This is a genomic window from Microbulbifer sp. CnH-101-G (assembly GCF_052466775.1).
Map to the genome: position 1 here is coordinate 1,681,680 of NZ_CP174292.1, position 25,951 is coordinate 1,707,630.

General features: G+C 49.7%; 17 protein-coding genes. 5 read left to right on the top strand and 12 right to left on the bottom strand.

Going from position 1 to position 25,951, the window contains the following annotated elements:
• Window positions 1–230 precede the first annotated feature (230 nt).
• Window positions 231–1,892, bottom strand: coding sequence for a BCCT family transporter (locus ACJJID_RS07490; RefSeq protein WP_444922160.1), 1,662 nt, complete (start codon window positions 1,890–1,892; stop codon window positions 231–233).
• Between the two features lie 373 nt (window positions 1,893–2,265).
• Window positions 2,266–3,321: a DNA-binding protein gene (locus ACJJID_RS07495; RefSeq protein ID WP_444922161.1), complete on the bottom strand. Its 1,056-nt coding sequence runs from the start codon at window positions 3,319–3,321 to the stop codon at window positions 2,266–2,268.
• A 193-nt stretch (window positions 3,322–3,514) separates the two neighbouring features.
• Between ACJJID_RS07495 and ACJJID_RS07500 the strand changes: the two genes are divergently transcribed.
• Entirely contained in the window at window positions 3,515–4,522 is a 1,008-nt protein-coding gene (locus tag ACJJID_RS07500) for a site-specific integrase (RefSeq protein ID WP_444922162.1), read from the top strand.
• Window positions 4,523–4,531: 9 nt separating this feature from the next.
• Here ACJJID_RS07500 and ACJJID_RS07505 read toward each other — a convergent pair whose 3' ends face one another.
• Window positions 4,532–5,209: a hypothetical protein gene (locus ACJJID_RS07505; RefSeq protein ID WP_444922163.1), complete on the bottom strand. Its 678-nt coding sequence runs from the start codon at window positions 5,207–5,209 to the stop codon at window positions 4,532–4,534.
• Window positions 5,210–5,566: 357 nt separating this feature from the next.
• Here ACJJID_RS07505 and ACJJID_RS07510 point away from each other — a divergent pair, with 357 nt between their 5' ends.
• Both ACJJID_RS07510 and ACJJID_RS07515 read left to right on the top strand, forming a co-directional pair.
• The gene (locus ACJJID_RS07510; RefSeq protein WP_444922164.1) at window positions 5,567–6,313 is read left to right on the top strand and encodes a flavodoxin family protein; all 747 of its coding nucleotides are present in this window, start codon (window positions 5,567–5,569) and stop codon (window positions 6,311–6,313) included.
• Window positions 6,314–6,538: 225 nt separating this feature from the next.
• The gene (locus ACJJID_RS07515) at window positions 6,539–7,396 is read left to right on the top strand and encodes a mechanosensitive ion channel family protein (protein ID WP_444922165.1); all 858 of its coding nucleotides are present in this window, start codon (window positions 6,539–6,541) and stop codon (window positions 7,394–7,396) included.
• Window positions 7,397–7,518: 122 nt separating this feature from the next.
• On the opposite strand, the gene ACJJID_RS07520 is transcribed toward ACJJID_RS07515, so the two are convergent.
• The gene (locus ACJJID_RS07520) at window positions 7,519–8,142 is read right to left on the bottom strand and encodes a glutathione S-transferase N-terminal domain-containing protein (protein ID WP_444922166.1); all 624 of its coding nucleotides are present in this window, start codon (window positions 8,140–8,142) and stop codon (window positions 7,519–7,521) included.
• A gap of 313 nt (window positions 8,143–8,455) precedes the next feature.
• On the opposite strand from ACJJID_RS07520, the gene ACJJID_RS07525 reads away from it, so the two are divergent.
• Complete coding sequence (locus ACJJID_RS07525) at window positions 8,456–9,052, top strand: isochorismatase family protein (RefSeq protein ID WP_444922167.1); 597 nt, start codon at window positions 8,456–8,458, stop codon at window positions 9,050–9,052.
• Window positions 9,053–9,418: 366 nt separating this feature from the next.
• Entirely contained in the window at window positions 9,419–10,012 is a 594-nt protein-coding gene (locus ACJJID_RS07530) for an FMN-dependent NADH-azoreductase (protein ID WP_444922168.1), read from the top strand.
• A gap of 247 nt (window positions 10,013–10,259) precedes the next feature.
• Here the strand turns inward: ACJJID_RS07530 and ACJJID_RS07535 are convergent, their stop codons facing one another.
• From ACJJID_RS07535 to ACJJID_RS07570, 8 genes are all read right to left on the bottom strand, one after another.
• Window positions 10,260–11,186 (bottom strand): metallophosphoesterase, encoded by a 927-nt coding sequence (locus ACJJID_RS07535; protein WP_444922169.1) that lies wholly within the window; start codon window positions 11,184–11,186, stop codon window positions 10,260–10,262.
• A 197-nt stretch (window positions 11,187–11,383) separates the two neighbouring features.
• Window positions 11,384–12,049: a hypothetical protein gene (locus ACJJID_RS07540; RefSeq protein WP_444922170.1), complete on the bottom strand. Its 666-nt coding sequence runs from the start codon at window positions 12,047–12,049 to the stop codon at window positions 11,384–11,386.
• A gap of 2 nt (window positions 12,050–12,051) precedes the next feature.
• Entirely contained in the window at window positions 12,052–13,143 is a 1,092-nt protein-coding gene (locus ACJJID_RS07545) for a ComEC/Rec2 family competence protein (RefSeq protein ID WP_444922171.1), read from the bottom strand.
• Window positions 13,144–13,886: 743 nt separating this feature from the next.
• Window positions 13,887–15,059 carry a restriction endonuclease subunit S gene (locus tag ACJJID_RS07550; protein WP_444922172.1) on the bottom strand — a complete coding sequence of 391 codons (1,173 nt, stop codon included), beginning with the start codon at window positions 15,057–15,059 and terminating at the stop codon, window positions 13,887–13,889.
• Window positions 15,056–16,633 carry a type I restriction-modification system subunit M gene (locus ACJJID_RS07555; RefSeq protein WP_444922173.1) on the bottom strand — a complete coding sequence of 526 codons (1,578 nt, stop codon included), beginning with the start codon at window positions 16,631–16,633 and terminating at the stop codon, window positions 15,056–15,058. The genes ACJJID_RS07550 and ACJJID_RS07555 overlap by 4 nt, the downstream gene beginning before the upstream one ends.
• 155 nt (window positions 16,634–16,788) lie before the next feature.
• A complete protein-coding gene (locus ACJJID_RS07560) occupies window positions 16,789–20,319 on the bottom strand; it encodes a DEAD/DEAH box helicase family protein (protein ID WP_444922174.1) in 3,531 nt (1,176 codons plus the stop codon).
• A 477-nt stretch (window positions 20,320–20,796) separates the two neighbouring features.
• Window positions 20,797–22,296 (bottom strand): sigma 54-interacting transcriptional regulator, encoded by a 1,500-nt coding sequence (locus ACJJID_RS07565; protein ID WP_444922175.1) that lies wholly within the window; start codon window positions 22,294–22,296, stop codon window positions 20,797–20,799.
• Between the two features lie 476 nt (window positions 22,297–22,772).
• Window positions 22,773–25,949 carry an efflux RND transporter permease subunit gene (locus ACJJID_RS07570; protein ID WP_444922176.1) on the bottom strand — a complete coding sequence of 1,059 codons (3,177 nt, stop codon included), beginning with the start codon at window positions 25,947–25,949 and terminating at the stop codon, window positions 22,773–22,775.
• Window positions 25,950–25,951: the final 2 nt, after the last annotated feature.

Genomic DNA, 25,951 nt, shown 5'->3' on the forward strand with positions numbered 1-25,951 from the left:
AGAAATCATGAAAGCCGTCGCGTATGTCAAGCTGTATAGAGCGGATAATCTATTTAACAGTCAGCAAACTATATCGTTATTTGGCATGGACTAGAAAGGAAGATTAAGGGCATTAAAGGGTACACTCACCGCTTACCCTGAATGTGGTGACACTATAAGCTCAGTCAAGTAGTATCTTGGAAAGATATATGGAAGAGATATAAAGAAGAGATATATAAAGGTAGCCGTACTTATGATCTCTCTTTATTGGAAGTCTTTTTATCGTTTATAGAGTCACCGGGCGCCCCCCAATCACCCTCCTCGCTCCAAGGGTCATCCTCAGGCAAATCCTCTATATAGATCTCCTTTTCTTCATAGTTGGGCTGGTAACGTAAATCGTACTGTGCTGCCTTAACGATCGACATGCAAAGCAATACCGCCACAAACAACAAGGGGACACCACCTATAATACTTGCCGTTTGCAATGCCTCCAGCCCACCGAGGAATAGTAAAGTGATGGGCATTACAGATAGTGCAAATGCCCAGAAAAGCCGGTTCCAGCGAGCGGGCTCTCCAACTATTTCTTTTTGTACAACAGCAGCCAAAATATAGGATATAGAATCAAATGTTGTGGCCGTAAAAATTATCGCAAGTAGAGTAAAAGTGAATATCACCAGCTTGCTAAGCGGTAGTGTTTTTAAGATGGCGAATATAGTTGCCGTTACACCTTGCTGGTTAAGTGATTGCACAACATCTAACTCACCAGAAAACTGCAAATAGACACCATAGTTGCCCAGAATCAAGAAAAATAGAAAGCACCCCAAAGTACCATAAAATATTGCACCGACAACCATTGCTTTTATTGTTCTTCCCCGGGATATACGGGCAATAAACAAACCTACACTTGGCGCAAACACCAGCCACCAGGCCCAGTAAAAGATAGTCCAGTCTTGAGGAACATAGGTTTGCGGAAACTCCTTAAAGCGGCCAAAAGGCTCCATCCAAGTAGCCATATGAAGAATATCGTTTAGCATTCTACCCAGAGAATCCAATCCCGCACTTAACATAAATAATGTTGGACCCACAATAAATACAAAGGCCAACAAAAGAATAGAAAGCCACATATTGAGATTAGAGAGTGTTTGTATTCCCTTTTTCAATCCAGCATACACGCTACAGGCAAAAATCGAGGTACAGAGCATCAAAATAAAAATTTGTGTCGTGATACCTGTAGGGACACCAAGTAGCTCATGGGCACCTTCTGAGATTAATGGTGCGGCAATGCCCAGTGTCGTAGCCCCACCGCCCAACATGCCAAATACAAAACACACATCTATTAGTTTGCCGATGGATCCTTTGGCCCTTTGTTCGCCCAGAATGGGCATAAGAGCCTCGCTGATCTTTAATACATTGCGATGCCTGACATAATAAAAATAGGCGATAGGAAGAGCTGGAATAAGATAAATAGACCAGGCAATTGGACCCCAGTGAAATATTCCATAGGCCATTGCCCAACGTGCAGCTTCTGGAGTATTTCCCTTTACCTCAAAGGGTGGGGTTTGGTAATAATAAATCCACTCCACCATGGACCAATATAAAATGGAGGCTCCAATTCCAGTGCAGAAAAGCATTGAAGCCCAGGAGAGCGTACTGAACTCCGGTTCTTCCTCAGGTTTTCCAAGTTTGATTTGACCTATATCGCTAAAAATGATGTAGGTCATAAAAAGCAATGCCCCAACCCCTAGCAATAGATAAAACACTCCCAGATCATCCGTTACAAAGTTCTTTGCGTTCAGCACCCATTTGGTACCAAGCTTCGGATAAATAATGAGCGGCAGAGTAACCATCAGAAGCAAGCTAAGCGCACCAAAAAAAGTCGGCTTGTCGATGATCTGCTTAAAGTTCCCTGCCAATACTTCTCTCCGGGATACTCAAAAAGCTTTAGAGGCTGGTTGCAGGTGGGCCTGCTTTGCGCGCTAGGCTAAAAGCGAGTGACTAAAGTAGCTGAAATTGATCAGATACTGACTGGCCTGCCAGTAAGTTTAGCTGCCTATCTTTTAGGCAGCCATTGCAGGTTAGATTGCTTGCGTAGTGGATTCTGTGTGCTATCGCTGCTTGCCAGTTACTGGCAAATAGCTACGCTGCGTGAGCTCTACTTGCGGCTCCACAGGTTGCAACAGTAAAGCCGCCGAGTTTAGCAGGCCTATCAGGAAAGCATGAGAGCTCATATCAATCATTCAAACGGAGCCTCACCGAGAAGTATAGCGAACCCAGTGCATTCTCAGCTTAGGATTTTAATGAGCTCTCCAATTGAGTAAATTGGCCTTGGATCATAGCTTTCTCTTGGATAAGTATGCGATTCTCATCCGTGACTTGTTCCAGGCGGTTTTGTGAAGCCGCTAATTCCGACTCCAATTTTTCCAGGGCGCTCTGTTGTAAGTGGACTTCCCTTCGAGTCGCAGAGCTTTCGCTCTGAAGTTGTGAGACTCGCTCACGCAAACTGGCAATCTCAGCCTGCTTATCTTTCAGTTCACCACCCTGCATTTCCGCTTGTTGCCTCAGGTTGGCCGCTTCAGTGCTGGCAACCCCGACTTGCTCGCTGAGTTGTTGCTTTTCCCGGTTGAGCTCAACAATCAATGCCTGCCCTTGCTTATAAAGCAGCTCCTGCTCATTGAACCTGCGCTCGGAGAGGGCTAGCTGCTCATTGAGTACCGCAATCTGGCCCTTCATCTGCTCAGAGCTAGCGCGGAATTGGTCCCGCTCATGCTGGCGGTCGTTCGCTGTGCGCTGCTGGAAATGCTCAAAGTGCTCGCGAACATCTCTATTCTCCTGCTTGATCTCCTCAATTGCCGCCTTTTGCTCGGCAATGCGCTCTAGGGCCTCCTGCCTCTGGTAGTCACTCTTCTCCAGGGCGACCCGTGTTTCCTCCAGTGACTGTTTAAGTTTGCGCTTTTCGGTTTCTGTGATGGAGAGCTTTTGTTCCAACTCCCGGATCCTGGCAGCTTGCTGGCTGGCGGTACTTCGCGATTCTTCCAATTGCGAGGTGATTTCCTTTTCTTGTACCTGAAACTCCTGTTGCACTTCCTCTATTTGTTGATTTGCCGCTCCCTGGATTCTCTGATGTAGCTCCTTTAGGGCATCGACCAGATCCTTCGGGAGTCCATTCACATCAGTATCACTCGCAGATTCACTTCGCCACCGCTTAAGCAAGGGGGCAATGGTGCTCTTACTACCCGTTCCCAGCTGGGCCCGAACACGATCAACCGTTGGCTCCTCTCCGCGAGCCTTAATCGCCTTCGCTGCCTGGACAATATCCAGATAAGTGACCCCTGTGCGCGCCATAAGTCTTGCCTCAGATTATTTCGTTATAAATTACATAATACGTAATATTACATTATATTTATTTTATTTCCATTTTTAAAATGCACCCATCTAACCTTCGATAATGACTATTATCAAAGGTTATAATCTTGTAGGATGCTCCAAATAACGTACCTCCAGTACAGGCAGGGTCTTCTCTAGCGATTCAGGCATCATGAAAAATCACACTCCTCAACCCACCAAAAAGCACGCTAACTCCCACCCCCTCAGTACGCTTGGCGCTGGCGGCGAACTCCTAACCGATGAGGACATTCAGAAGTACCTGAGCGCAGCCACTTCCGATAACACCCGCAGGGCCTACCGTTCAGCGATTCGCCAGTTTGAAAAATGGGGCGGGCGGCTACCGACAGATGGCAGCACTCTGGTTCGGTATATCCTGGGCCGTGCAGAGGAGCTCAACCCTCGAACCCTGGATCTTCATCTCACCGCTATCGGCCAGTGGCACCAATACCAGGGGATGCTCAATCCCATAACAGATCCGCTCGTGCAGAAAACGATGCGTGGTGTCCGTCGCACCCACGGCAAGCCCAAGCAAAAATCGAAGGCCCTCGGTCTTCAGCACATTGCCACCATGACTCGACATTTGCGCAACCAACCTTCAAGCAGGAAAAGCGCCCGCGATCTTGCACTGATCTTGGTTGGGTTCTTTGGCGCTTTCCGGCGAAGTGAGCTGGTAGCGATTCAGGTGGAAAACCTGATCTGGGAGGATGAGGGCGTAATCGTAAGGCTCCCCAAGTCAAAAACTGACCAAAGTGGTGAAGGCATGATGCGCGCCCTGCCCTTTGGTACACCTAAGGCCTGCCCCGTAACAGCGCTTCAAACCTGGCTTAAAGTTGCCAACATTGAACGTGGGCCCGTGTTCCGGGCTGTGAATCGTTGGGATACAGTTCAAGACCGACAACTTAATCCTGCAGCAGTCAATGACCTACTTAAGAACTTGGGCGCCGCCTGTGATTTCGACTTTGTCGGCGAACTAAGTAGCCACAGCTTTCGCCGTGGCCTGTCCACATCCGCGGCTCGGGAAAAGGTGGGCTTCGAGCTTATTAAGAAGCAAGGTGGTTGGAAAAGCGATGCCACGGTATGGGAATATATTGAAGAGGGGCAGCAGTTTACCGAAAACGCCTCCGCCATCTTGATGAAGAAGATGGCGGAGCTTCTTTAAGGCACAACGCTATTGCTCTTGGGTACTTTTCACGTCTCCCGGGAGTCTTCGTGCAGCGTCACTCTTTCCTTTGGGCGGGATGCCAGGTCTTGTTGCTGTTTTTTTGTGTGTCGCATCGAAGACCGACTGCCACTCTTTATCAAATACTGCTGGGATAGGACCTGGAGTCCTCTTAAAGGACAAAACACCAACATGAGCCTCATGAACATGGGCATCAGAGGTTACCTCCTCGATAAACCCATGCATTTTCCCGCTGCTGTCGAGCGTAAAGTTGCCCACACTTTCATCTGAGACATCAACGGTCACTATACGAGTGGTATCGCCGGTATTTGAAAAGGCAAATATGCCGATATCCTTGCCAACAGTGGCCCCATCTTTTGTCTCTTCGACACCACTTAACTTTTGCTTAAGATCGGCTGGCTTTTTGAAGTTATCAATGAACCGGCCGCCGCCTCCCGTTTTAGTTTTCTTTAGGACTTTAAAAGTTCGGCAAAATATATCTTTGCCAACATTCAAAGCATCTTTTTTGCTTTCATATAAAATGAATGATTCCCCATCGACCGCACACCAGGTGCCATCGATTGAGTTGTTTGCGTCAGGGTTTGCGCTTAATTGACCTGAATAAAGTGCTGCCAATACCACGGACGCAGGCAGTAATTTAGATATAAGATATGGTTTCGCCTTCATAGTGCACCTCTGATTATCATTAGCTAGCTACAAGTAAATAAAGTAGCGGATTAATTCAGTGGGCTCGTGAAATTTTCAGTCTCTTATTGTAGGAGATACGCCAGATCCAAATTCAACCAACAAACCTGAAACAACCTATCAGCCCTCCCCCCCATTATCATTGCGATCAACCATTGAAACACATGTAACCTAACCAGTGGCAGCCTTACCTTTGTCACGGGTAGCCGCCAATTTCACGGTATCTTCAAACTGCACATCTTTAGACCCTATTGATAAAGTATTTTATTTTCTGGCTGCTATACCTGTATTCACATCTTGGCGCAGATTCAATACTGCGCAGTGAAAAGGAGATCAGAGATGCCCCTGAACAAGCAGCAAATCAAGGACTGTGAATCCAGCCATTGGGACTTCTCAGATCTGAAAGCCCTATTCCTTAACTGTACCCTCAAGCCAACACCAGAACTCTCCCATACAGATGGACTGATCAATATTTCCCGTGAGATTATGGAGAGAAATCGCGTTGCGGTAAGTGTTCTAAGACCGGTAGACCATGATATCGCCTTCGGCGTTTATCCAGACATGACTGAGCACGGCTGGGAAAATGATGACTGGCCCAATATCTATCGCCAGGTTAGCGAGGCAGATATCCTCGTGATCACAACCCCCATTTGGCTTGGTGAAAAATCCTCAATCAGCACCCAAACAATAGAGCGCCTCTACGCCAATTCATCAGACCTAAATGATCAGGGACAGTATGCCTATTACGGCAAAGTCGGTGGTTGCCTGATCACTGGTAATGAAGATGGCGCTAAACATTGCGCGATGAATATTCTCTATTCCCTGCAACACCTGGGTTATGTGATACCACCTCAAGCAGATGCCGGCTGGGTTGGTGAAGCCGGCCCCGGCCCTTCCTATTTAGACCCTGGATCGGGTGGGCCAGAAAACGACTTTACCAACCGCAACACCTCTTTTATGACCTGGAATCTTTTACACCTGGCGCGAATCCTGAAGGACGCTGGCGGAATCCCCGCCCATGGCAACCAGCGCTCCGCCTGGGATGCGGGCTGCAAGCCCGATTTTCCCAACCCAGATTACCGCTAGTAGGTGCTGCATAAGGAATTTGCGATACAGGGCAAGGGTCTAACTAGCCCATTCTATCGCTTTTTCCCTGAACATATTTACAAGTGGGGGCGCAAGAAGATACATTGCGCCCTTCTTTTATACCCCCGCCACACCCCCCTCGGCCCAATACCCATCAGCTATGCTTGCCGGGCAATAGCCAGAGGAGGTTGTTGCATATAACAACAACGAGGTAATCCCCTTCGAATGAAACCCGAGTTACTGCAACACATTCTCGAGAGCAAACTTTTTATCACCTTTTGTGTCATCGTAGTTATCTTATTACTGCGAGGATTCGCCACGCTAGCCATTGTCCGCAGTGGCTGGGCAAAGGCAGACAAGCGCCGCCGTATCAATACCGTGCATAACCTGGGCAACCTGTTATTGGTCATAGGTGTTATTGCTGTCTGGATCACCGAATTGCGCGAGTTTGCCCTATCGATTGCCGCCTTCTCGGTCGCTATCGTATTGGCCCTGCGGGAAGTTGTTCAGTGTCTGGTTGGGGGGCTTTATCAGGCCAATATGCGCTCCTTTACCGTAGGGGACTGGGTCAAAGTGGGCGATCAGTTTGGTGAAGTTACCGACAGTGATTGGTTGAGCACCACACTGTTAGAGATTGATCCTCACGGGTTGGGCAACGGATATACCGGCACCACGCTCTATATCCCTAACAATGCTTTCTTTACCCAGCCAGTAAAGAACTTGAATTTCAAGCGTCGCTATATCGAGCACTCTTTCTCGATCACTCGCGAAAGCGGAAAAGTAAATCCCTTTGAAGCCAAAAACTTTATTGCGGAACGCCTAAAGGAACACTGCGAGTCCTTTCGCGAGGTTGCCGAACGTTACTGCAAGCTCATTGAAAACCGTATGGGCGTAGAGCTTGCTGGGCCGGATGCAAAAGTGTGCATCACTAGTAACGAGCTGGGTCACGATGTGATCACTGTGACTGTATTTTGCCCGAGGGAAGAAGCAACGAATATCGAGCAACTAGTCACAGAAGATTTCTACAACTTCTGGTTCGAGAAAACCAAGGAGCTCGAGGCAAAAGAAAACGATAAAAGCTAATCAACGGATTAGCTTTGGTAAGCGGGACAACATGGCATGAATGCCGCAGGCAATATGACCCCCGAATGACCCCCTATTAGTTCAAGCAAATAGTTCAAGCAAACCGTATTAGTCGAGATCTCTTAAACAGTCATTTTTTGGCGCTTGAGTGCGCGGATCACAGCCTCCTCGCTCTCTAGGCGGCTGCGAAATTCAGCAAGAGAGGGAAACGAAGAGAGATCGAGGGGGGTTGAATCCATCCAACGGCACAGGACGAATAGATAAGCATCGACCACCGTTCGGCGCCCAAGAAGGCCATCCCCTCCGGCCTCCTTGAAAGAGGTGTCGAGCCTACGAAAGTGCGCTTCTAACTTTCTATAGGTATGTTGCTGAACATCTTCTTTCGCTTCTGGAAATGAAGCAAATCTTTCAGGTACAAAGTGGGGGCCGAAATCCGAGTGAACCTCAGAGCTCATATAGGAAAGCGCTTCAGCCTGCCTTGCCCATTCCATAGGTCCACGGGGTATCAGCTCAGGGACCTCGGATAAGGAAGCAATATACAAAAGAATCGCCAAAGCTTCGGTTAAAACCTGGCCATCATCAAACAATAAAGCGGGAACCTGCCCCTTCGGGTTCACTTTCAGATAAGCGTCTGATTGATGCTCTCCCCTCTCAAGATTTACTAACTCAACGGGCAAGTTAGCCCAAACTGAAGCGATATTAGGCGCTAGAGCGCAGGTCCCCGGCATGGCGTAGAGTTTCATCATGGGTTAGTCCAATAGAGTTTGAAGGCCAATTTTCTTACTACTGTTGATCATCCCAGGACAGACTGATCAATAAATCGTTTTTATTTGGCGCCTATCTTAATCTCAAGGAAAAGGCGGAGAATTCAATAACTAGTGCCACAGGTTTGTTTAACCATAGCTTAAGCTCTTAGCATTTATAGTGAAAGGGAACCCAGGGATTGAGAATTAAAACAGGAATTTATTCGAGCAATATATTCTTTTATTGCTCTCTATCAGTCTGAAGCTTTCCTGGATAACCAAAGAGATTAAACTAACAAAGAATAGGGGAAGGTTTATGAAAAACCTCTTCACAACGGATAGTGCCGCGATGCTTTTGATTGATCATCAAGTGGGGACTGTCAAACTTGCACGCAATATCAGCCATGCACACCTACTGGCAAATGTACGTGCCTTAGCGCGTACCGCGGTCAAAACAGGTATGCCGCTGCTATTCACAACCAGTCAAGAAGACCACTTTCAGGGCCCTCTCTTTGACGACCTCGAAAAGATAGCTCCCGAAGCTCATGCCCAAAGGATTAAGCGGCCAGGGGTAGTAGATGCCTGGACATTTGAGCCATTCAAATCTGCCGTAGAGGCTACAGGCAGGAAAAAACTGATAATGGCAGGCCTAACTAACGATGTGTGTATTGTTTATCCCGCTATCAGTGCTGTAGAGGATGGCTACGAGGTACAAGTTGTGGCAGATGGTGGTGGTTCTCCAACCCAGATCGCAGATGAAATTTCCATCGAACGAATGAGGAACGCTGGTGTAGGCATTACCACTACAAATCAACTAATGGCAGAGCTTGCTACAGATTGGGCCAGTACAACGGGGCAAACCATCCAGTCCATTATGTACGAAGAGATATTGAAGCCTTTAGTTGAAGGCTAGACTCTGTTGGCGCTTATTCGATAGCTACTACGGATAAAAATTCATTAGACAGGATTAGTTCTGATCAACTCCAGGGGTAACTTCTTTATCACGGTTCAGCTGTATTAGTTCAGCATAACTTCCATACGGCTGACTTGTGTGCCCCCTAAAGCCTACGTTTACTCCTCCCTCAGCACCGACACTCAAGGACCTTCTGACACTCAGGGACCCAATAGTCAGGAGACTTGGGACTTCTTTGCTAGCTCGTACAGGCAGACCGCAATCATTCTAATAAATCGATAAGTTTATCGGCTTATCTCTAATTTTTAATCTAATAAAGCGATGGTTAAATGGCACCCAATCCAATCAACTTACGAGGGGCCAAACATGGCAAAGCTACTCAGCATCCAGTCCAGTATGTTCCAATCCGGTGGCCAAACTTCCCAGCTGGCTACAAAGTATGTAAAGAGCTGGAAAGCAAAAAACCCAAGCGGCGAAGTGACCGAGCGTGATCTGGTAGCGGAACCAATCCCCCACCTGACCCTTGATCGCTTTCAAGCTTTCACTACTCCGGCAGAGCAACGAAGCCCTGAACAACAGGACATCGTGGAGTATTCAGACAAACTGATTGAAGAAATTTCCTCTGCAGATGTGCTGGTCTTTGGTGTTCCCATGTACAACTTCAACATCCCTTCTACCCTGCACACCTATTTTGACCATATTGCCCGAGCGGGGGTTACTTTCCGCTATACGCCTAATGGGCCTGAGGGACTACTGAAAGACAAGAAGACAATTATCTTTATCGCGCGAGGTGGATACTACGGTAACGAGCATTCACAGAGCGCGTTTCTCCGCCAACTCCTCGGTTTTGTGGGAATAACCAATATCGAGTTCATATACACGGAAGGACTAGCAACGGGAGATGATGCCAAAGAAAAAGCATTGGCGGCTGCAAATGCGCGTATCGCCCAGCTTGCATAAACAAGCTCTCACATCCGTTAACACTAGAATTAGATATAGACGCTCATCAATAAGCCGAGAAGATCCCGCCCTCGGCTTATTTGCCATTAAGAACGGGGGGACTGCTCAATCTGTTAACCATGAAGACACACGTGAAGACTAATCATTCACTGACGAGAACTATGGCAACTTCACTAGATTAAACTTTCTTGTTTTTGACAGCTCAAAGATGGATAACCCAGTAATGTAAACTTCAGTCAGCCAGTATCTACGCTACGAACACAAACTTGTCTTTACTCAATACCTGTTCGCCATCAAATCGATAAGCAACGAGTTTGCCATTCCCTGCGACGGAATAGTCGAGACAAGCAACATTATCAGTTAAAGGTGCGGGCACACCTTTCAGCCAATAGTGACCGATAAAGCAGAGCTTATCTGCTTTAGGGTAATAAGGAATACCCCTAGGCACTGGCAAGCTAGCGGCGGAACCGATATCAACACCACGTGGTAACGCTATCTCACCCAGCACTTTTGCAGAAGCGTTCCACCATTGAACGCGGACGGCAGAGCGGCGATTACCATCCTTATCCAGAAAACTTACATTTTGAGGTAGTTCAACTTCATAACCTTTGAGCAGAGTTTCCACCGCTTTGAAGGCGTCACAGCCCGGGGAGCCAGCTTCCACCAAAAGCTCAGACGTTAACCTGCCGTTATCGGTTCTCGATGCTAAAAAATTGACTTTCTCCTCATCCCAGCAAGCATGCACCGCTCGCAAAGGGCCCAGATCAAGCCACAGAGGCAATGACCTGAAGAAATCCAATACCTGAGATTTCTCTGGATCGTTATCCGGGTACTCATTCAAAAAAGCCTGGTGTTGTTTAGTATTTTTATCGGTATGTGGGCGCAGGGGCTTGCCATTGACTTGGGTGTGATAAGCCAGGGCGTTAAACTCGTGATTACCCATAATCGCTGCGGCATGACCATTATTTACCATGCTCATAACTATCTTTAGGAGTTTGCGGTGCTCCACCAGGTGCTCACCGCGGTCGATAAAGTCTCCAAGAAAGATGACTGTTCGCTCTGGGTGAGCAAAACCACTGCTTGTTTCCCGATAACCCAGAACATCGAGTAACTCAATCAATGCGCTACCGTGACCATGAATATCGCCAATAATGTCGTATTTGCTGTGCTCCATGCTGGTCCTATCTCCTAAAACACAAGGACGTTTCTGTATTCCTATCCCCTATATGTACCATATTCAGATTAATCTGCGCACTTTTCCGGCTCACAAGAAAGCGCACCGGATTGGAAGCGCTTCCTCAATGACCGCCAGATACTTAGAGACGGCACAAACAGGGGAAACGTCCCTAATATCGATAGATATAAAGTGGTCTAGCTGGAAGCCGTTACCTGATCTGAAGCTACTGCAGCTTTGGCCATACTAATCGCCACTGTCGTTGTCACCAACCTGCGCCCAGCATTACCGGCAGCCAGAGCAAAACCCAAAGCGGCCAGCGGGAACACCGCGCCGGAACCTAACTCAAACGCAGACATCGATTCAGTTAGTAGCAGCTTTGCCAATACAAAAATTGCGGCGCACAACAGTGAAACCGTTGCGGCGTCCCGGTAGAGCAAATAGGACTTGTGCGTAGAAGTCACCTCATGCTGGTCAGCTACAGGTCGATAAAACTCTCGATACCAATAACTATTTTGCCCCTTGTGATCCGAAGAGAGGGGTTCATAGCCCGGCACTTTTTCTTTGAGTAACTGAGTATCTATACGCGGGTCGGCTTCCGACAGCTGAATAAAACGATGGCCGGGCAGCACATCCCGCAGGCGTAGGAATACCAGGGTATTCTTCAGGCTTACGGGCAGTAAATAACTTAGCCACCCAGCCAAAGCGCCAACGGCCAGCATCACCCCGCCGGCCTTCTGGATTGAGGTCAGTAGATTGATATCGAATGACGCGGAATTTAAGCAGTGCACTGCTAACAACTGAAGTAATACCAGTAGAGCCAGCGGAGCACTATTTTGCGTTTTCAGAGAAAGGCTAGCCATGCTTAAGCCTCCTCATCTTCGTACTCGAAGTGATAGGGCTCCGGCTCAAGGTATGCCCAGCCCTCTCGCTGCGGTGCATCATGGTTAACGAGAATGGCATTGCCACGGGTTGCCAAGACGCCTACCCCGCGATGAGTAAACGCATTCATCACCGCCTTTCTCGGGTGTTTAGGCTCGCCCTCTTTTGCGGTTGAGGCAATAGCGGTAATGCCGCGAGACTCTCCCTGTATTACCGGTTCGCCAATCAAGCGGTTCAAAACCGTGGTACCGACATTCCGCTTGCTGCCGTGATGGGGTATCTGCATCAACTTGAGTTCGGCACCACTTGTGCAACCGTCCACTTGGTCAGCCGCCATTTCAAGCGCCTGAATCCCTGCATCCCCGGTAAACAGTAACCTTCGTCCATCGATAACCAGCTGGGTGATCACGCTGGAATTATTTTTCGCGGACGTTACGCCCTCGTCATCAATCTGGTCATCACCCCAGGTCGCGAAGAAGCGTTTGAGCGCGGCCACAGCCTTATCAAAAATACTCTGTACTGCTTCGGTTATGGAGGCCCGTTCCGGCATACCTTCAAAATCGGGGATTAGGGATTCGTAATATTCGAGGGACGGGCCCAAGACCTTCAGTGTGCCGCTGGTATCCTGCTCGCCGGTAAAGGGCTCGCGAATAACCACCCCCTTTGACTCGGCAAGTTGAACCAGTGACCAAGCCTTTTCCAGGTTTTGTTTTAAGCGCTCGCCAAGGCTGCAATCGCTCACCCGGCCATCTTTGAAGTGTTGGGCCAGCCCCTGGTTGTGTTCCCAGGGCTGGTGAATCCACAACTCTTTCACATCCAGCTCATCCAACACCGTCTCCAGACCGTTAATATGGTCCTGATCTGGGTGGGTATTGATCACAATATCCACCTGATCCGTGCCGAAATGCTCCTTGATATGCGCCACCAGCGCCGCCCCCGTATCTTTGAAGCCTCCGTCGATCACTACCACGGTCTGCTCGTCCCGGCCGCCATGGAGATTGCCGAAGCGGATCGCAATTGCATCCCCACTTTTGGATTCATCACCCACACCGAGAAAATCAACTTCGTATCCCATAACTTTTTTCCTTGTTTAGATTAAGTTAAGAGATAACAGTCAACTTCTATGCCAAATTGGTTTTTATTTGCAAATCAATAAGTTAGAAGGAAATTCAAAAAGATGGACGGCAAAATAAAATAACTTAATTTATCTAGAGATAAATTTTTTTATATCCGTTATCCAGAAGCTCACTGGAGACCACCTTTGTGGGATTTGAGTGGCTGATTTATCGTGGGGCTGCCCGGCGGATAGGGAATCATTGGCGGAGGATTTAAAATGTGCAACTCAATGCGTGAAGTTGGGGCGAGCAATAAAGTGCAAGGTTCCATTTGGGATATGGTTTCCAGCGCGGAAGCTGTGTATTCAGGCAGCGGCTATGGCAGCGCCCCTATGAAGGGATCGCGCTGCGGTTGGGAATGCGGGACTCTTGGGTATGGCTTACAAGGAAGGCACGTATCAAAAATTGATAGAGCACTTCCTACCAAGGGCCAAAAAATCACTTAATTTACTATCTGAGTTAATTAACTAGCAGCGTGTTAGACAGCTACAAGCGCCTCTAGGTTCTGAAGGCATATTGCCTACTTTTACTCTAGAGGCGGGCATAGCTGCTCTATATATCAATCCCAATCATTAACCAAGTTTTTAAAGCCACCGGCATACTGACCTCCCAGCACTTCGATGCGGACTGGATCACTCTGGATTTTGCTAAAGGAGCAAAAGTTGGTCAGGGACAGCTTTGTTACTCTCATGTATTGGGTGTACTATAGATTTCCTGAAAAGGCTTTTTCTTTTAATGATTCAAATAACTGCTCCTGACTAGCAAGCCCACATAAAGATGTTATCTTTTCCACTCTTTTAACAATATCAGAAAACCTCTCTTGCTCTTGCTTTTCCGGAATGTAACACGCTATAGACTCAACTTGCTTCGCACTTACATTCGGTTGAAGGGCCACAGAACACAATTTTTCAATCTCACTTTTAAAATAGTCCGAATACAGAAAGTATTTAAGAAACTCTTTTGTAAAATAATTTTGATATCCCTTAAATCGCCCAACCCTTTGATTAAGAATGCACGGAAGATCCTTCTTTTTTACTTCAACAACCTTTACTGCACTCAAGGATTTAATTATCGGTCGAGTCATCGCCATCAGTAAATCATCTTCCACAAGTACAAAATCAGGCTTAGACCTAATAAAGGACTTGGGGAGATAGCTAACATCATCCCATTTTAGGTTTTCAAAATGCACATTGGTTATCTTCACAAGCGGAATACCGCCATCAGAGAAGTCTTTACTCTTGAATGCAAAACCTCCCTGAAAGGCACAATATTTTCCAAGCGTTCCTTTCGCCCACCCCTTCGGATTCGTCACCGGATCACCAAACATATCCAGAAAAACGGAGCGGAGGAATTCGTCGGCGAGCTGGATGGCTTGCTGGCGTTTGCGGCGCAGGTTGTCGGCCTTATCCAGAATGGCGGCGATGCGTTTTTGTTCTTTTAGGGGTGGGAGGGGGATTTCATGATCCCAAAACACCTTCATTGATACACGAGGCATTTTTGCCCCCGCCACTTGCGCACTTACCCAGCTCACAAAATGGTTTGAGCGAAGATAGTAAGCTAAGTAGCTTCGATCTAAACGATCAGGATCAGGACATAAAGGCACCAACTCTGTAGTTGCAATACCTTTTCGTTGCGGCAGCACTACTTTATTTAAATACGGGCGAAGCTTTGAGTACAGTACATGTGTATCATCAAACCAATATGTCGATGTACCAGCATCACAGACTGGCGCAATCACTTCACTTAATACCCTACCTGTCTGCGCCTCGATTTGATCCAAGTTCAAGTGCCAAGCCTTTTCCGAAAAATCTGCAATAGGTCTTTTTAAAGCTCTTGCAGGTGCAACATCAGCTAGCTTTGCTGTCAGCCAACTCACAACATCGCCTCCAGCTCTTTCAGCTCCTTCTGAATCTCCACTTCCAACGCTTTTAAGCGCTTTAAAATTTTCTTGGGCGGATCGTATGTCTCTTCTTCATACACCACTTCCTTGTAGCGATTAATAGAGAGGTCGTACTTATTGCTGGCAATCTCGGCCTTATCCACCAGAAATGCCTTGGCGGTTTTATCGGTCCATTTCTTGACGGACTTGCCGGCCATGGCCTTGGCGCTGTACTTGTGCCACTGGCTAATCAAGTCCGGCAAATCATTGCTGCCTTTGCCGGTGAGCGGGGTGCGCTTATCGTCCAGTGAAAAGCCGTCGGCTTGCAGATCGTAGAACCAGACTTTGTCGGTCTCTCCCCCTTTGGTGAAGATCATGACCGCCGTGCTGACACCGGCATAGGGCTTAAACACCCCGCTGGGCAGGCTGATAATGCCCTCCAGCTGGTTGTCTTCGATCAGGGTTTTGCGCAACTGCTGGTGGGCCTTGGAGGAGCCGAACAGTACGCCGTCGGGTACGATCACGGCGGCGCGGCCGCCGACTTTAAGCATGCGCAGGATCAGGGCGACAAACAGCAGCTCGGTCTTTTTGGTTTTCACCGTGCGCAGGATTTCCGGATCGACATCCTCTTCATCCAGGCTGCCCTTAAACGGCGGGTTTGCCAGTACTAGGTCGAAGCCCCCTTTGGCCTCTTTAGGAAAGCGCTCGATAAAGCCCTGGCTCAGGGTGTCCTGGTAGTGGATATCCGGCTCGGCCACGCCGTGCATCACCAGGTTCATGGCGGCGATGCGCAACATGGTGGCATCGAAGTCGAAGCCGTGGAACATATCGCGGTCCACATGCCGGCGGTTTTTCTTGCCCAAAAGATCGCCGGTATAGAGGGTCTGCGCTTCTTGCCCACCTTTTTCATTGGTGACCCACTCAGTAATGGTGCCCTCCGGCGAGCTGTACTTTTGCAGTATAAATTCGTAGGTGGTGCTTAAAAAACCCGCCGTGCCGCAGGCCGGGTCGCAGATGCGGTCGGTTGCGTCCGGGTCCATCAATTCGATAATGGCGCGAATAATATGCCGCGGGGTACGGAACTGGCCGTTAATACCGGCGGTGGTCAGCTTGCTGAGCAGGTACTCGTAGAGATCGCCCTTGGTGTCCCCTTTCTCCAGCGGCAGGTCATTGACCATATCCCGCGCTCGAACCAGCAGTGAGGGCTTCTGGATCATGAGCTGGGCGTCTTTCATAAACTCGGCAAACAGCGTGCCTTCGTTGCTCACGGCACTGCTCTCCTTGAAGTAAGGGAACAGCTCATCGCGCACGGTCTTCAACAATTTGTCGGCGGACTCGATATGCATCAGCTTTTGCCAGCGCAGGTGTTGTTGCTTTCCGTTAAAGCGGCGCTTAAAAGACTTGCCTGTACGCCGGGACCTTTTCTCGTCGGTGGTCTCGTTCATATCCAGCAGGCGTGCGTACATCAGGAAGGTGATCTGTTCGATCACGGTGAGGGGATTGGTAATCCCGCCGGTCCAAAACTCTTCCCAGAGTTTATCGATATTGCTTTTTAGTGCGCCTGTAATCATGTTACTTCTCTTACTACTGGGCCGGAAGGAAAGATCACCCTGCCCTCGAGACGCGCTGTGAATACATCCCTGTACGCTCATCATCGGCATCCATGCCTCATACGGTCCCGAGTGCAGGGTGATCTTTCCTTCCGCTTTTTTAGTACAACTCTAAATTAGTCAACGGGCTGCGCTTGCTCTGAAGCTTTCTCTGAAGCTTGGCTTGGCACGTTGAGCTGTGATTTCTGTGTTTTTGTTTCGACCGTGAAGCCTGCCACAAATTTGGCGATCAGTTCCGCTTGGTGTTCCTGGAACAGCCCGTCGATTCCGTCCTGGTGCAGGCCTTTGAACGGTTGCTCGTAAAGGTCTGCAACGGTCATCTGCCCCTTGCGGCAGATCTCGCTTTTAAGCAGCCCCAAAAAGCGCTGCTGGAGGGCACTGAGATTGATGTGATGTGCCTGCACAAACGCGGTAAATTGCCGCTCAATCGCCCCCACGTCCAGGCCGATAATAGTGCGCAACAGCTGATCGACGCCGGTACTGGACTCCGGGTAAAACTCAGACAATAGCGCAAGGTCGACGCTGGGGTTTTGTGTGTGCACCAATGCATTGAGGGTATCCAGCTCTGCGGCTGTGACCGGTTCTCCGGCACGGATTTTTTGCAGCACTGGGTCTTTGTCGAAAAGCGGCGTCAGTGTTTTTTCCACTTCCTGCCGAAAGATTTCGTAGTCGATGGTGCGAATATTGGTTTTGCGTTCCTCCACCCGATATTCCGCGCTGTCCTCTTTGATATCGTAGATAGGGATCGGAGCCACTGGGGGCACTGCGCCCTTGTCCCGTAGATGGATAACCGGGCGGAGCTGCTGGCGGCTATGTTCCAGCTTCTCGAAGCTCGCTGTCGCCCAGTATTCATCTTGTTGCAGCGCATTGACATCCAAGGCCCTGTTGCGCACCTGGTTCAAGTGCATGGATAAACTGCGGACTTTGCTGAGCACCTGCTCTCTGACGGGCTCCAATAATTTGGGTTGGCAGAGCTGGGCATACTGGGCCGTGGCGATATCGAGATCCCATTTTAAGGCCTCGCTCTCGCCCTGGATATTACGCCATTGCATCAACGGGGCCATTTGGTCATAAAGCAGCGCTATAGTGGCTGGGGCAAACTGCTGCAATACTTCGATCTGGCCCAGCTGCTGCTTGAGCTTCCAGTTATCTTTGATCGCTATAGTGTTGTCATCCAGCGCATCAATATCCTGCTTGATCAAGAGGACCATTTTGCCAAAGCTTTCCATCTCGCCGCGCTTGAGGGCCTCTTCCGCATAAGCCAGGCGTGCTTCGAAGAGTTTTTGGCTGAGCGATTTACTTTGGCGGGGCTCTTCCTCTTCCGGTTCCATTTCGAAGTATTCGAAATTGCCCCAGTGGTCAAAGATCAGGAATTTCTTCTTGTCATCGCTACCATCGGTGGCGGGGCCAAAGAGATTCGGGCACAGGCGAGTGCCGCGCCCAACCATCTGCCAGAATTTCACTTTAGATTTTACCGGCTTGGCGAAAACGAGGTTGAGCACCTCGGGCACATCGATACCGGTATCGAGCATATCTACAGAGATGGCCACGGTAATTTCGGAGTCTTTACCATCGGTAGCTTTGAAATCATCGATCAGCTCTTCAGCCCTCTCGTACTTGGAGTGGATCACTCGACAGAAGTTGCCGCCCCCGCTTTTCTTAACATAGGCAGGATACATCTCGGCAAAGAGTGTGCTGAGTAACTCTGCATGTTGAATGTTGCGGGCGAACACCATGGACTTGCCCAGCGTTTGGCCGTCGGCCAGGCGCTGACCGTTCTCCATCAGGTTGCGCAAGATGGCGCGGTTGGTATCTTTGTTAAAAACGGCTTTATCGATTGCAGCCGCTTTAAAATCCAGCTCATTCGGATCAAAACCCTGATCTTCCAGCTCGGCGATTTGCTCATCACTGAGCTTGTCACCCTGAATTCCCTCGCGCAAAAATTGGGTGGTATGAGTGACGACTTTAAAAGGGACGAGGTTCTTGTCTTCAATTGCCTGTTCCAGCGGATAGTTGGCGGTTGGCATTTTGTAATCACAACCGAACAACTGACTGGTGGAGCGGCTGATCATTTCAACCGGCGTGGCGGTGAGGCCCAGTTGAAAAGCATCAAAGTATTTGAAGAGATCGCCGAAGACGTTGTAGATGGAGCGGTGCGATTCGTCGGCGATAATCAGGTCGAAGTAGCCCGGATCAAACTGCTCCATGATTTTCATCATGCCGGGGTAAGTCGCCACATAGATCTGCGATTTTTTGCAGTACTCTTTTTTGCTCTTGCCGACAATATAGAGCGGCTCGTTGGTAAACTCGTTGTAAGCCTTACCCGCCTGTTTGCGCAGTTCTTTGCGGTCGCAGAGAAACAGTACACGCTTGGCCCAGCGGGCATCAATCATACGCTTGGTGAGTGCGATAGCGACGCGGGTTTTACCGGTTCCTGTGGCCTGCACTATCAGAGCTTTGCGGTGACCTTGGCTGAATCGCTCACACACTCTTGATATGGATTCGAGCTGGTACATCCGACCAGCGATATCGGTTGCCACCGGTGTGGCATTGAGGTCTTGCCGGGTGCTGCGCTGACCCACAAGGTATTGCAAACTGCTCTTGGAGTAGAAGCCATAGAGTTTGCGGGGGGCGAGCTTTTGCGCATCATCCCAGATAAAGATGTCGTGACCGTTGGTATAAAAGATAACTGGACGCTGGCCGTACCGCTTTTCTAGTGCATCAGCATAAAGCTTGGCTTGCTGACGGCCCCTTTCGGCATTCTCGCGCGTGCGCTTGACTTCGATGACTGCGAGCGGTTTACCGTTGTCATCCCAGAGCACATAGTCACAGTAGCCGATACCCGTAGCGGTAGGCTGGCCGTCGACTTTTTCCTCAAAGCTGACTTCTTCGGTATTCTTGCCTTTAACAAGGTCAATATCCCACCCACGGCTGTGCAATTCCGTATCAATCAGGCGACGGCGTGTTTGCGCTTCGTTAAGCTCCAGCTGGTTTTTAGCATTATCACTGGCTTGTTTGTGCGCATTGATTGCCGCTTCATCGAGTTGTGCTTTTAGCTTGGCCGTTTCTCGCTGCGCTTCAATCTCAGCTTGTTGCGCGGCTTCAAGTTCGGCCATGGCCTGCTCAAGACGAGCTTTATGTTCAGCTTCACGTTGTTTACTGGCCTTCAGCTCTTTCACGGCGGCCTTGCTTAAGGCTTCAGCCGAAACAGTTTTGGCAGGCTCTTTGAAAGGCGTTAAGTCACCTTTGCTCCCCTTTTTAAGAGACAGCAGTAACCAGCAACTGAGAATATGCGTTTCCTTGAGTAACCAGGGGCCACTACCTTTGCCAAACTTACCCTCGTGCGCTGCCTTATTGCCTTCTTTGCGAATCGCATGCAATTTATCGATGATTGCCTGGTCGACTACCGAGGCAAAGGCGTGGTTTTCCAGACGATCAATAAACTTCTCATTGGGCAAACTGGGCAGGCGCCATTCCCGGTAGACAATACCTACCAGCTTCTCGGCAAAACAACGAAGCTTAATCAGTGCGCTTTGCGGGTCGCTATAAACGTATTGCTCAGCGTGGCCCCCTAAACTAGCAAGATCTGGCCAGTAAGGTCTTAAGTGCTCAAAATTCTGTGACTGCATAAATTCTATTATTTCCATATCCCTGCTAGTGCAGGTGTCGTGCCAACAACTTAGCGACCATTGATTTACACCGAATTTTCCACTCAGGTGATCAATCCCTGAGGGCTCTTCAGCCTCAATAGTTGCGCCGTTTCCTTCTTTACACCACTACTTTCGACCAGCGAACACTCCCTATAGCAAACGTAAAATCTCGAAATAAGCTCTTTAATATCAATAAGTTGAAATAAAATCCGCTCTGTGAGCACCACCCCAGGTTAAATACTGTACGCCATCGACCAGTCGCTTAGACCGCATCCTACAGTCCCCCTATGGAGACCTGGAAAATGATGGGGCAACCCCATAAACATTGATCGGTCACCAATACCCAAAGATAATGTTTTTTACCTCAAAGTAAACGTATTTACCTTCGCTCTACTTCCTTTAACCCAATCTCTAGCCAAGCTTCCCAGTAGTTGATACGTCTACATCCATGCTCCAATTCCAAGCTTGCAGCAGCTAGCTAATGCTCAATTTCTTCACTTTATTCTCGAGGGTTTGGTAGCTGTTGAAACCCAACAACTCCGCTGCCTTGGTTTTCTTGCCTTGGGCTGCGTCGAATGCGAGGGGAATATAATGCCGCATTACATCATCACATAAGCCCTGTAAATCAATGCCTTTCGATACATCTTTATCCAGCAGCCCCGAGTTTTTCTCAGGCATCTGAAACAGTGCCTGACGTACATCCTGCGTACTAATCGTGTCTCCCTGACACCACAGCGCTGCACGCAGCAAGCTGGACTGCAACTCACGCACGTTGCCCCGCCAGGGGTGCTTGAGGATAAGGTTCATCGCACCGGGAGATAGTTTTTTACCCTGTAAACCCACATCTTGCTCACTCAGGGCTTCCAAGATTATGCCGGCTAGCAGTGAAAGATCCCCTTCTCGCTCGCGTAGTGGTGGCAAGTGCAGTACGCCAACGGCAATGCGGTAGAACAAGTCTTCCCGGAAAGAGGCATTGGCAACGGCCTCCATCAGGTTGCGATGGGTGGCGCTGATCAGGCGCACATCCACCCGCTTTTCCCTAGTGCCACCAACAGGAACAAAAGTAGCCTCCTGGAGTACTCGCAATAGCCGTACCTGTACGCTGGGCTGCAGCTCACCGAACTCATCTAAAAACAAGGTGCCACCATGGGCCTGTTCGAACACCCCAGGCTTATCGGAGGCTGCACCGGTAAAGGCGCCCTTGGTGTGGCCAAACAAAACCGAGTCCACCAGTTCCGGGGGAATCGCACCGCAGTTTAAGGGAATAAAGGGCCGGCTAGCCCTATCACTGGCATTGTGGATGGCGCGGGCAAACAGCTCCTTGCCGGTTCCAGTTTCGCCGTAGATCAATACCGGGACATTGCGCTGGGCCAAAACCTGGGCCTGCGCCTTCAGCTTCTGCATATCCGGATTGCGGGTAATGATACTGTCGAAAGCAGCATCCACCGGCGTGCTCACCTCAGACAGCTGGCTAATTTTTGAGCTGCTCAGATCTTTGGCTGCGGGAATATACTCCGCCGACAATTCAAAAGGCAGGGTTACCTCTTCTACCCCCTCCTCGATGGAGGCTCGATAGAAACGACTGGGGTAGCGCGTTTTACCCAGCAGTATCCAGATAGATTGCATAGCCGGAGTGCCGGGGCTCAGCAATATAGAGAGCTCGCAGCCCTCGGCCACAAGCCTGGCCAGGTGTTTATCAGCCGCCTCATAGATCGCCGAAAAATCCACCGGTGAGACTAGCGACTCAGAATAGGCCTTAGTCGGTATTTCGACCTGCTGGGAAAGCCAATGCAAATAGGGATTAACCTCAGCTTCCGGATAGCTGTACAGCAGTTCAACCGCATCAAATGAATGAGACTTTAGAGTGGAGGCGATAGGCCCGAGGGGCCTCCCATCTACTGCACCGTTAGAAGTATTCTTCAAATCGTTGGCGCCGATCCAACTGATCATGACCTGGCGTTTACAACGGCTCATCTGTGAGTTCCAACATATCGCTAATATCAAACTGAAACAGGCAGCAATGCGTATCCAGGGCTTCGATGTCGATTTTTTGTACGGTTTCTTTGTCTATCAACATCACGGCTTTACGGCATTACGGTTGAAACAGATATCATATAAGGTATCGGCAATCTTCATTTTCCACTTCTCTATCACGCGAGCGAAGTGGCAATGGGTCTTGGCCGGATCTATTGTGAATAGAATAGCGGCGGATCATATCGCAAAGAACTTGAAAAGTTGAAGGTGAGCTTGAGAATTTCAAACTAAAAGCAGAAATGTCGAGATATCTCTCAGCTACTGTATCAGGCCGAAGTGAGGCGAAGAAAATAGCCGAAGCTACTGCTAGCCCTCAGACTAATAAATTCACTTACATTAGGGCTGCGCTCCAACAAAGAGCAAATACAAAAAAGCCAGGCCGGGAAATGCGGCCTGGCTTTTCTCTGGCTTGAGACTTACAAAGCTTCCGCAGCTTCTGTCTTTTTACTGGCAAGAACTTGATTCTGCCCAGTATCAGTACTGCTCACTCTAGTTTTACGCCCAAACAATCTCTGCACCACTACAAAGAACAGCGGTATAAAGAAGATTCCCAGCAGTGTGCCCACAACCATTCCCCCCAGTACCCCGGTTCCAATCGCACGTTGTGCGCCGGAACCTGCACCAGTGGCTATCGCCAGTGGAAGAACCCCCAAGCCAAAAGCCAAAGAAGTCATCAGGATAGGGCGCAGGCGATCACGGACTGCACGCATGGTCGCTTCCACCAGTTCCATTCCGTTTTCCAGGTTTTGCTTGGCAAACTCCACAATCAGAATGGCGTTCTTACTGGTCAAGCCGACAGTGGTCAGCATAGCTACCTGGAAATAGATATCCCTCTCCATGCCGCGCAAACTGTTGGCAAGCACTGCGCCGAGAATCCCCAGGGGCGCCATTAGCAATACGGCGGTAGGCACAGTCCAGCTCTCGTAGAGAGCGGCGAGGCACAAGAATACAATCAGTAATGACAAGGTATAGAGCAGTGGTGTTTGTGCACCGGCGGCGCGCTCCTGATAGGAAAGGCCACTCCACTCAACACCAACGCCCGCCGGCAATTGCGCTACCAAGCTCTCCACTTCCGCCATGGCCTCGCCAGAACTGACCCCCGCTGCTGCCTGACCATTGATCTGCATGGAGGGCACACCGTTATAGCGTTCCAAGCGGGGAGAACCATGCTCCCAGGAAAAACTGGCAAAGGAAGATAGAGGTACCATATCGCCTTTGTCATTGCGCACAGACCAAAGCTGGAAGTCTTCCGGCACCATGCGATATGGCGCATCCGCCTGCATATAAACCCGCTTGACCCGGCCGCGATCGATAAAATCATCGATATAGGAGCCACCCCAAGCGGTACTCAGCGCGTTGTTAATATCGGCAATAGACAAGCCGAGGGCCGCAGCTTTGGCATTGTCGATTTTCACTCGAAATTGCGGCGTGTCCTCCTGGCCATTGGGACGTACGTTAGACAGTAACTTACTCTGCCCGGCCATCCCCAAGAATTGGTTGCGGGCAGCAGTCAGTGCTTCGTGCCCCAGGTTGCCGTTATCTTTTAAGTAAAAGTTAAAGCCACCAGAAGAACCCAACTCTGGCAGAGGCGGCGGTGCAAAGGCAAAAGCCATGGCATCTTTAATTTGCATCAGCGCGCCCATAGCACGCATGGCTACTGCGCCAGCACTTTGCGACTCTTCTTCCCGCTCAGACCAGTCTTCCATATTCACAAAGGCGATACCGGTATTCTGGCCGCTGCCGGCAAAGCTAAAGCCCTGCACCGAAAATACGGACTTCACAGTGCCCTGCTCATTATCCAGGAATTGATCTTCCACTTTGCGGATGGATTCCATGGTGCGCTCCTGGGTCGCACCCACGGGTGCCTGCACCATAGAGAAGAGCACGCCCTGGTCTTCATCCGGCAGGAAGGAGCTGGGCAAACGCAGGAATAAAAAGGCCATCACAGCGGAAAGGGCCACAAACAACAGCATAAAGCGGCCGCTACGTTTTAGGATGCCCTGCACTCCGCCCTGGTAGCGCCGACTGCCGCGCTCAAAGTTGCGATTGAACCAACCGAAGAAGCCTTTCTCACCGTGGCTTTCCCCTTTTGAAAGTGGTTTCAGCAAGGTGGCACAAAGTGCGGGGGTCAGGATAATCGCCACTAATACGGACAAGGCCATGGCAGCAACAATAGTTGCTGAGAACTGCCGGTAGATTACGCCAGTGGCGCCATCCATAAATGCCATTGGCACAAACACTGCCGACAGCACGACACCAATTCCGATCAATGCCGGGGTAATCTGGTTCATGGATTTTTTAGTGGCTTCCTTCGGCGATAAGCCCTCTTCGCGCATCACCCTTTCTACGTTTTCCACCACAACAATAGCGTCGTCCACTAGCAGGCCAATGGCCAATACCATAGCGAACATGGTAAGCATATTGACCGAGAAGCCCAGTGCCGCGAGTACGGCAAAAGTGCCCAGCAACACGACAGGTACAGCGATTGTAGGGATCAGGGTTGCGCGGAAGTTCTGCAGGAACAGATACATCACCAGGAAGACCAGCACAATCGCTTCAATCAATGTGCTGATCACACCTTTAATGGAGACCTCGACAAAGGGCGTGGTATCAAATGGTACGACCGAAGTAAGCCCCCGAGGGAAGAAAGGCTCCAGCTCTTTAAGCTTCGCTTTCACGCCTTCGGCGGTTTCCAGTGCGTTGGCACCGGTGGCCAGGTTAATGGCGATACCGGTGGCCGGCTGGCGATTGTAGCGGGAGATAAACTCGTAATTCTCTGCCCCCAACTCAACGCGGGCGACATCGCCAAGCCGCAGTATGGAGCCATCATCATTAGCTCGTACCACGATTTCCCGGAACTGTTGCGGGGTTTGCAGGCGCTCCTGGGAGGTAATAGAGGCATTAAGTTGCTGCCCTGGCACAGCCGGTGCGCCACCCAGGCTGCCCACTGTGACCTGGGCATTTTGGGCCCGCACCGCCGCGGCTACATCATTTGGTGTCAAATCGTAAGTAGTCAGCTTGTTGGGATCGAGCCAGATACGCATTGCATATTTGGAGCCGAACACCTGCACATTTCCGACACCTGGCACCCGGCTAACCGGGTCCACAATCGCTGAATTGATGTAATCGGCAATGTCGTTGCGGTTCATACTGCCGTCTTCGGAGACAAAACCTGCAACCATCAAGAAGCCACCACGGGACTTACTGACATTGACCCCTTGTAACTGCACCTCTTGGGGCAACAGCGGCATTGCCAGCTGTACCTTGTTTTGGACTTGCACCTGTGCGGTATCCGGGTCGGTACCATTCTCAAACGTAAGGGAGACAGACACACCACCGTTGGACTGACTGACAGCAGACATATAGAGAAGGCCATCGAGGCCTTTCATATTCCGCTCCAGAATCTGCGTCACCGAATCTTCCACCACTTTGGCAGAAGCGCCGGGGTAACTGGCCTCAATATTAATAGAGGGCGGTGCGATATTCGGATAGCGCTCCACCGCCAATTTGCTGATGGACAATGCCCCTGCCAGCATGGTGATAATTGCCAGAACCCAGGCAAAGATGGGCCGGTTGATAAAAAAGCTCGCCATAA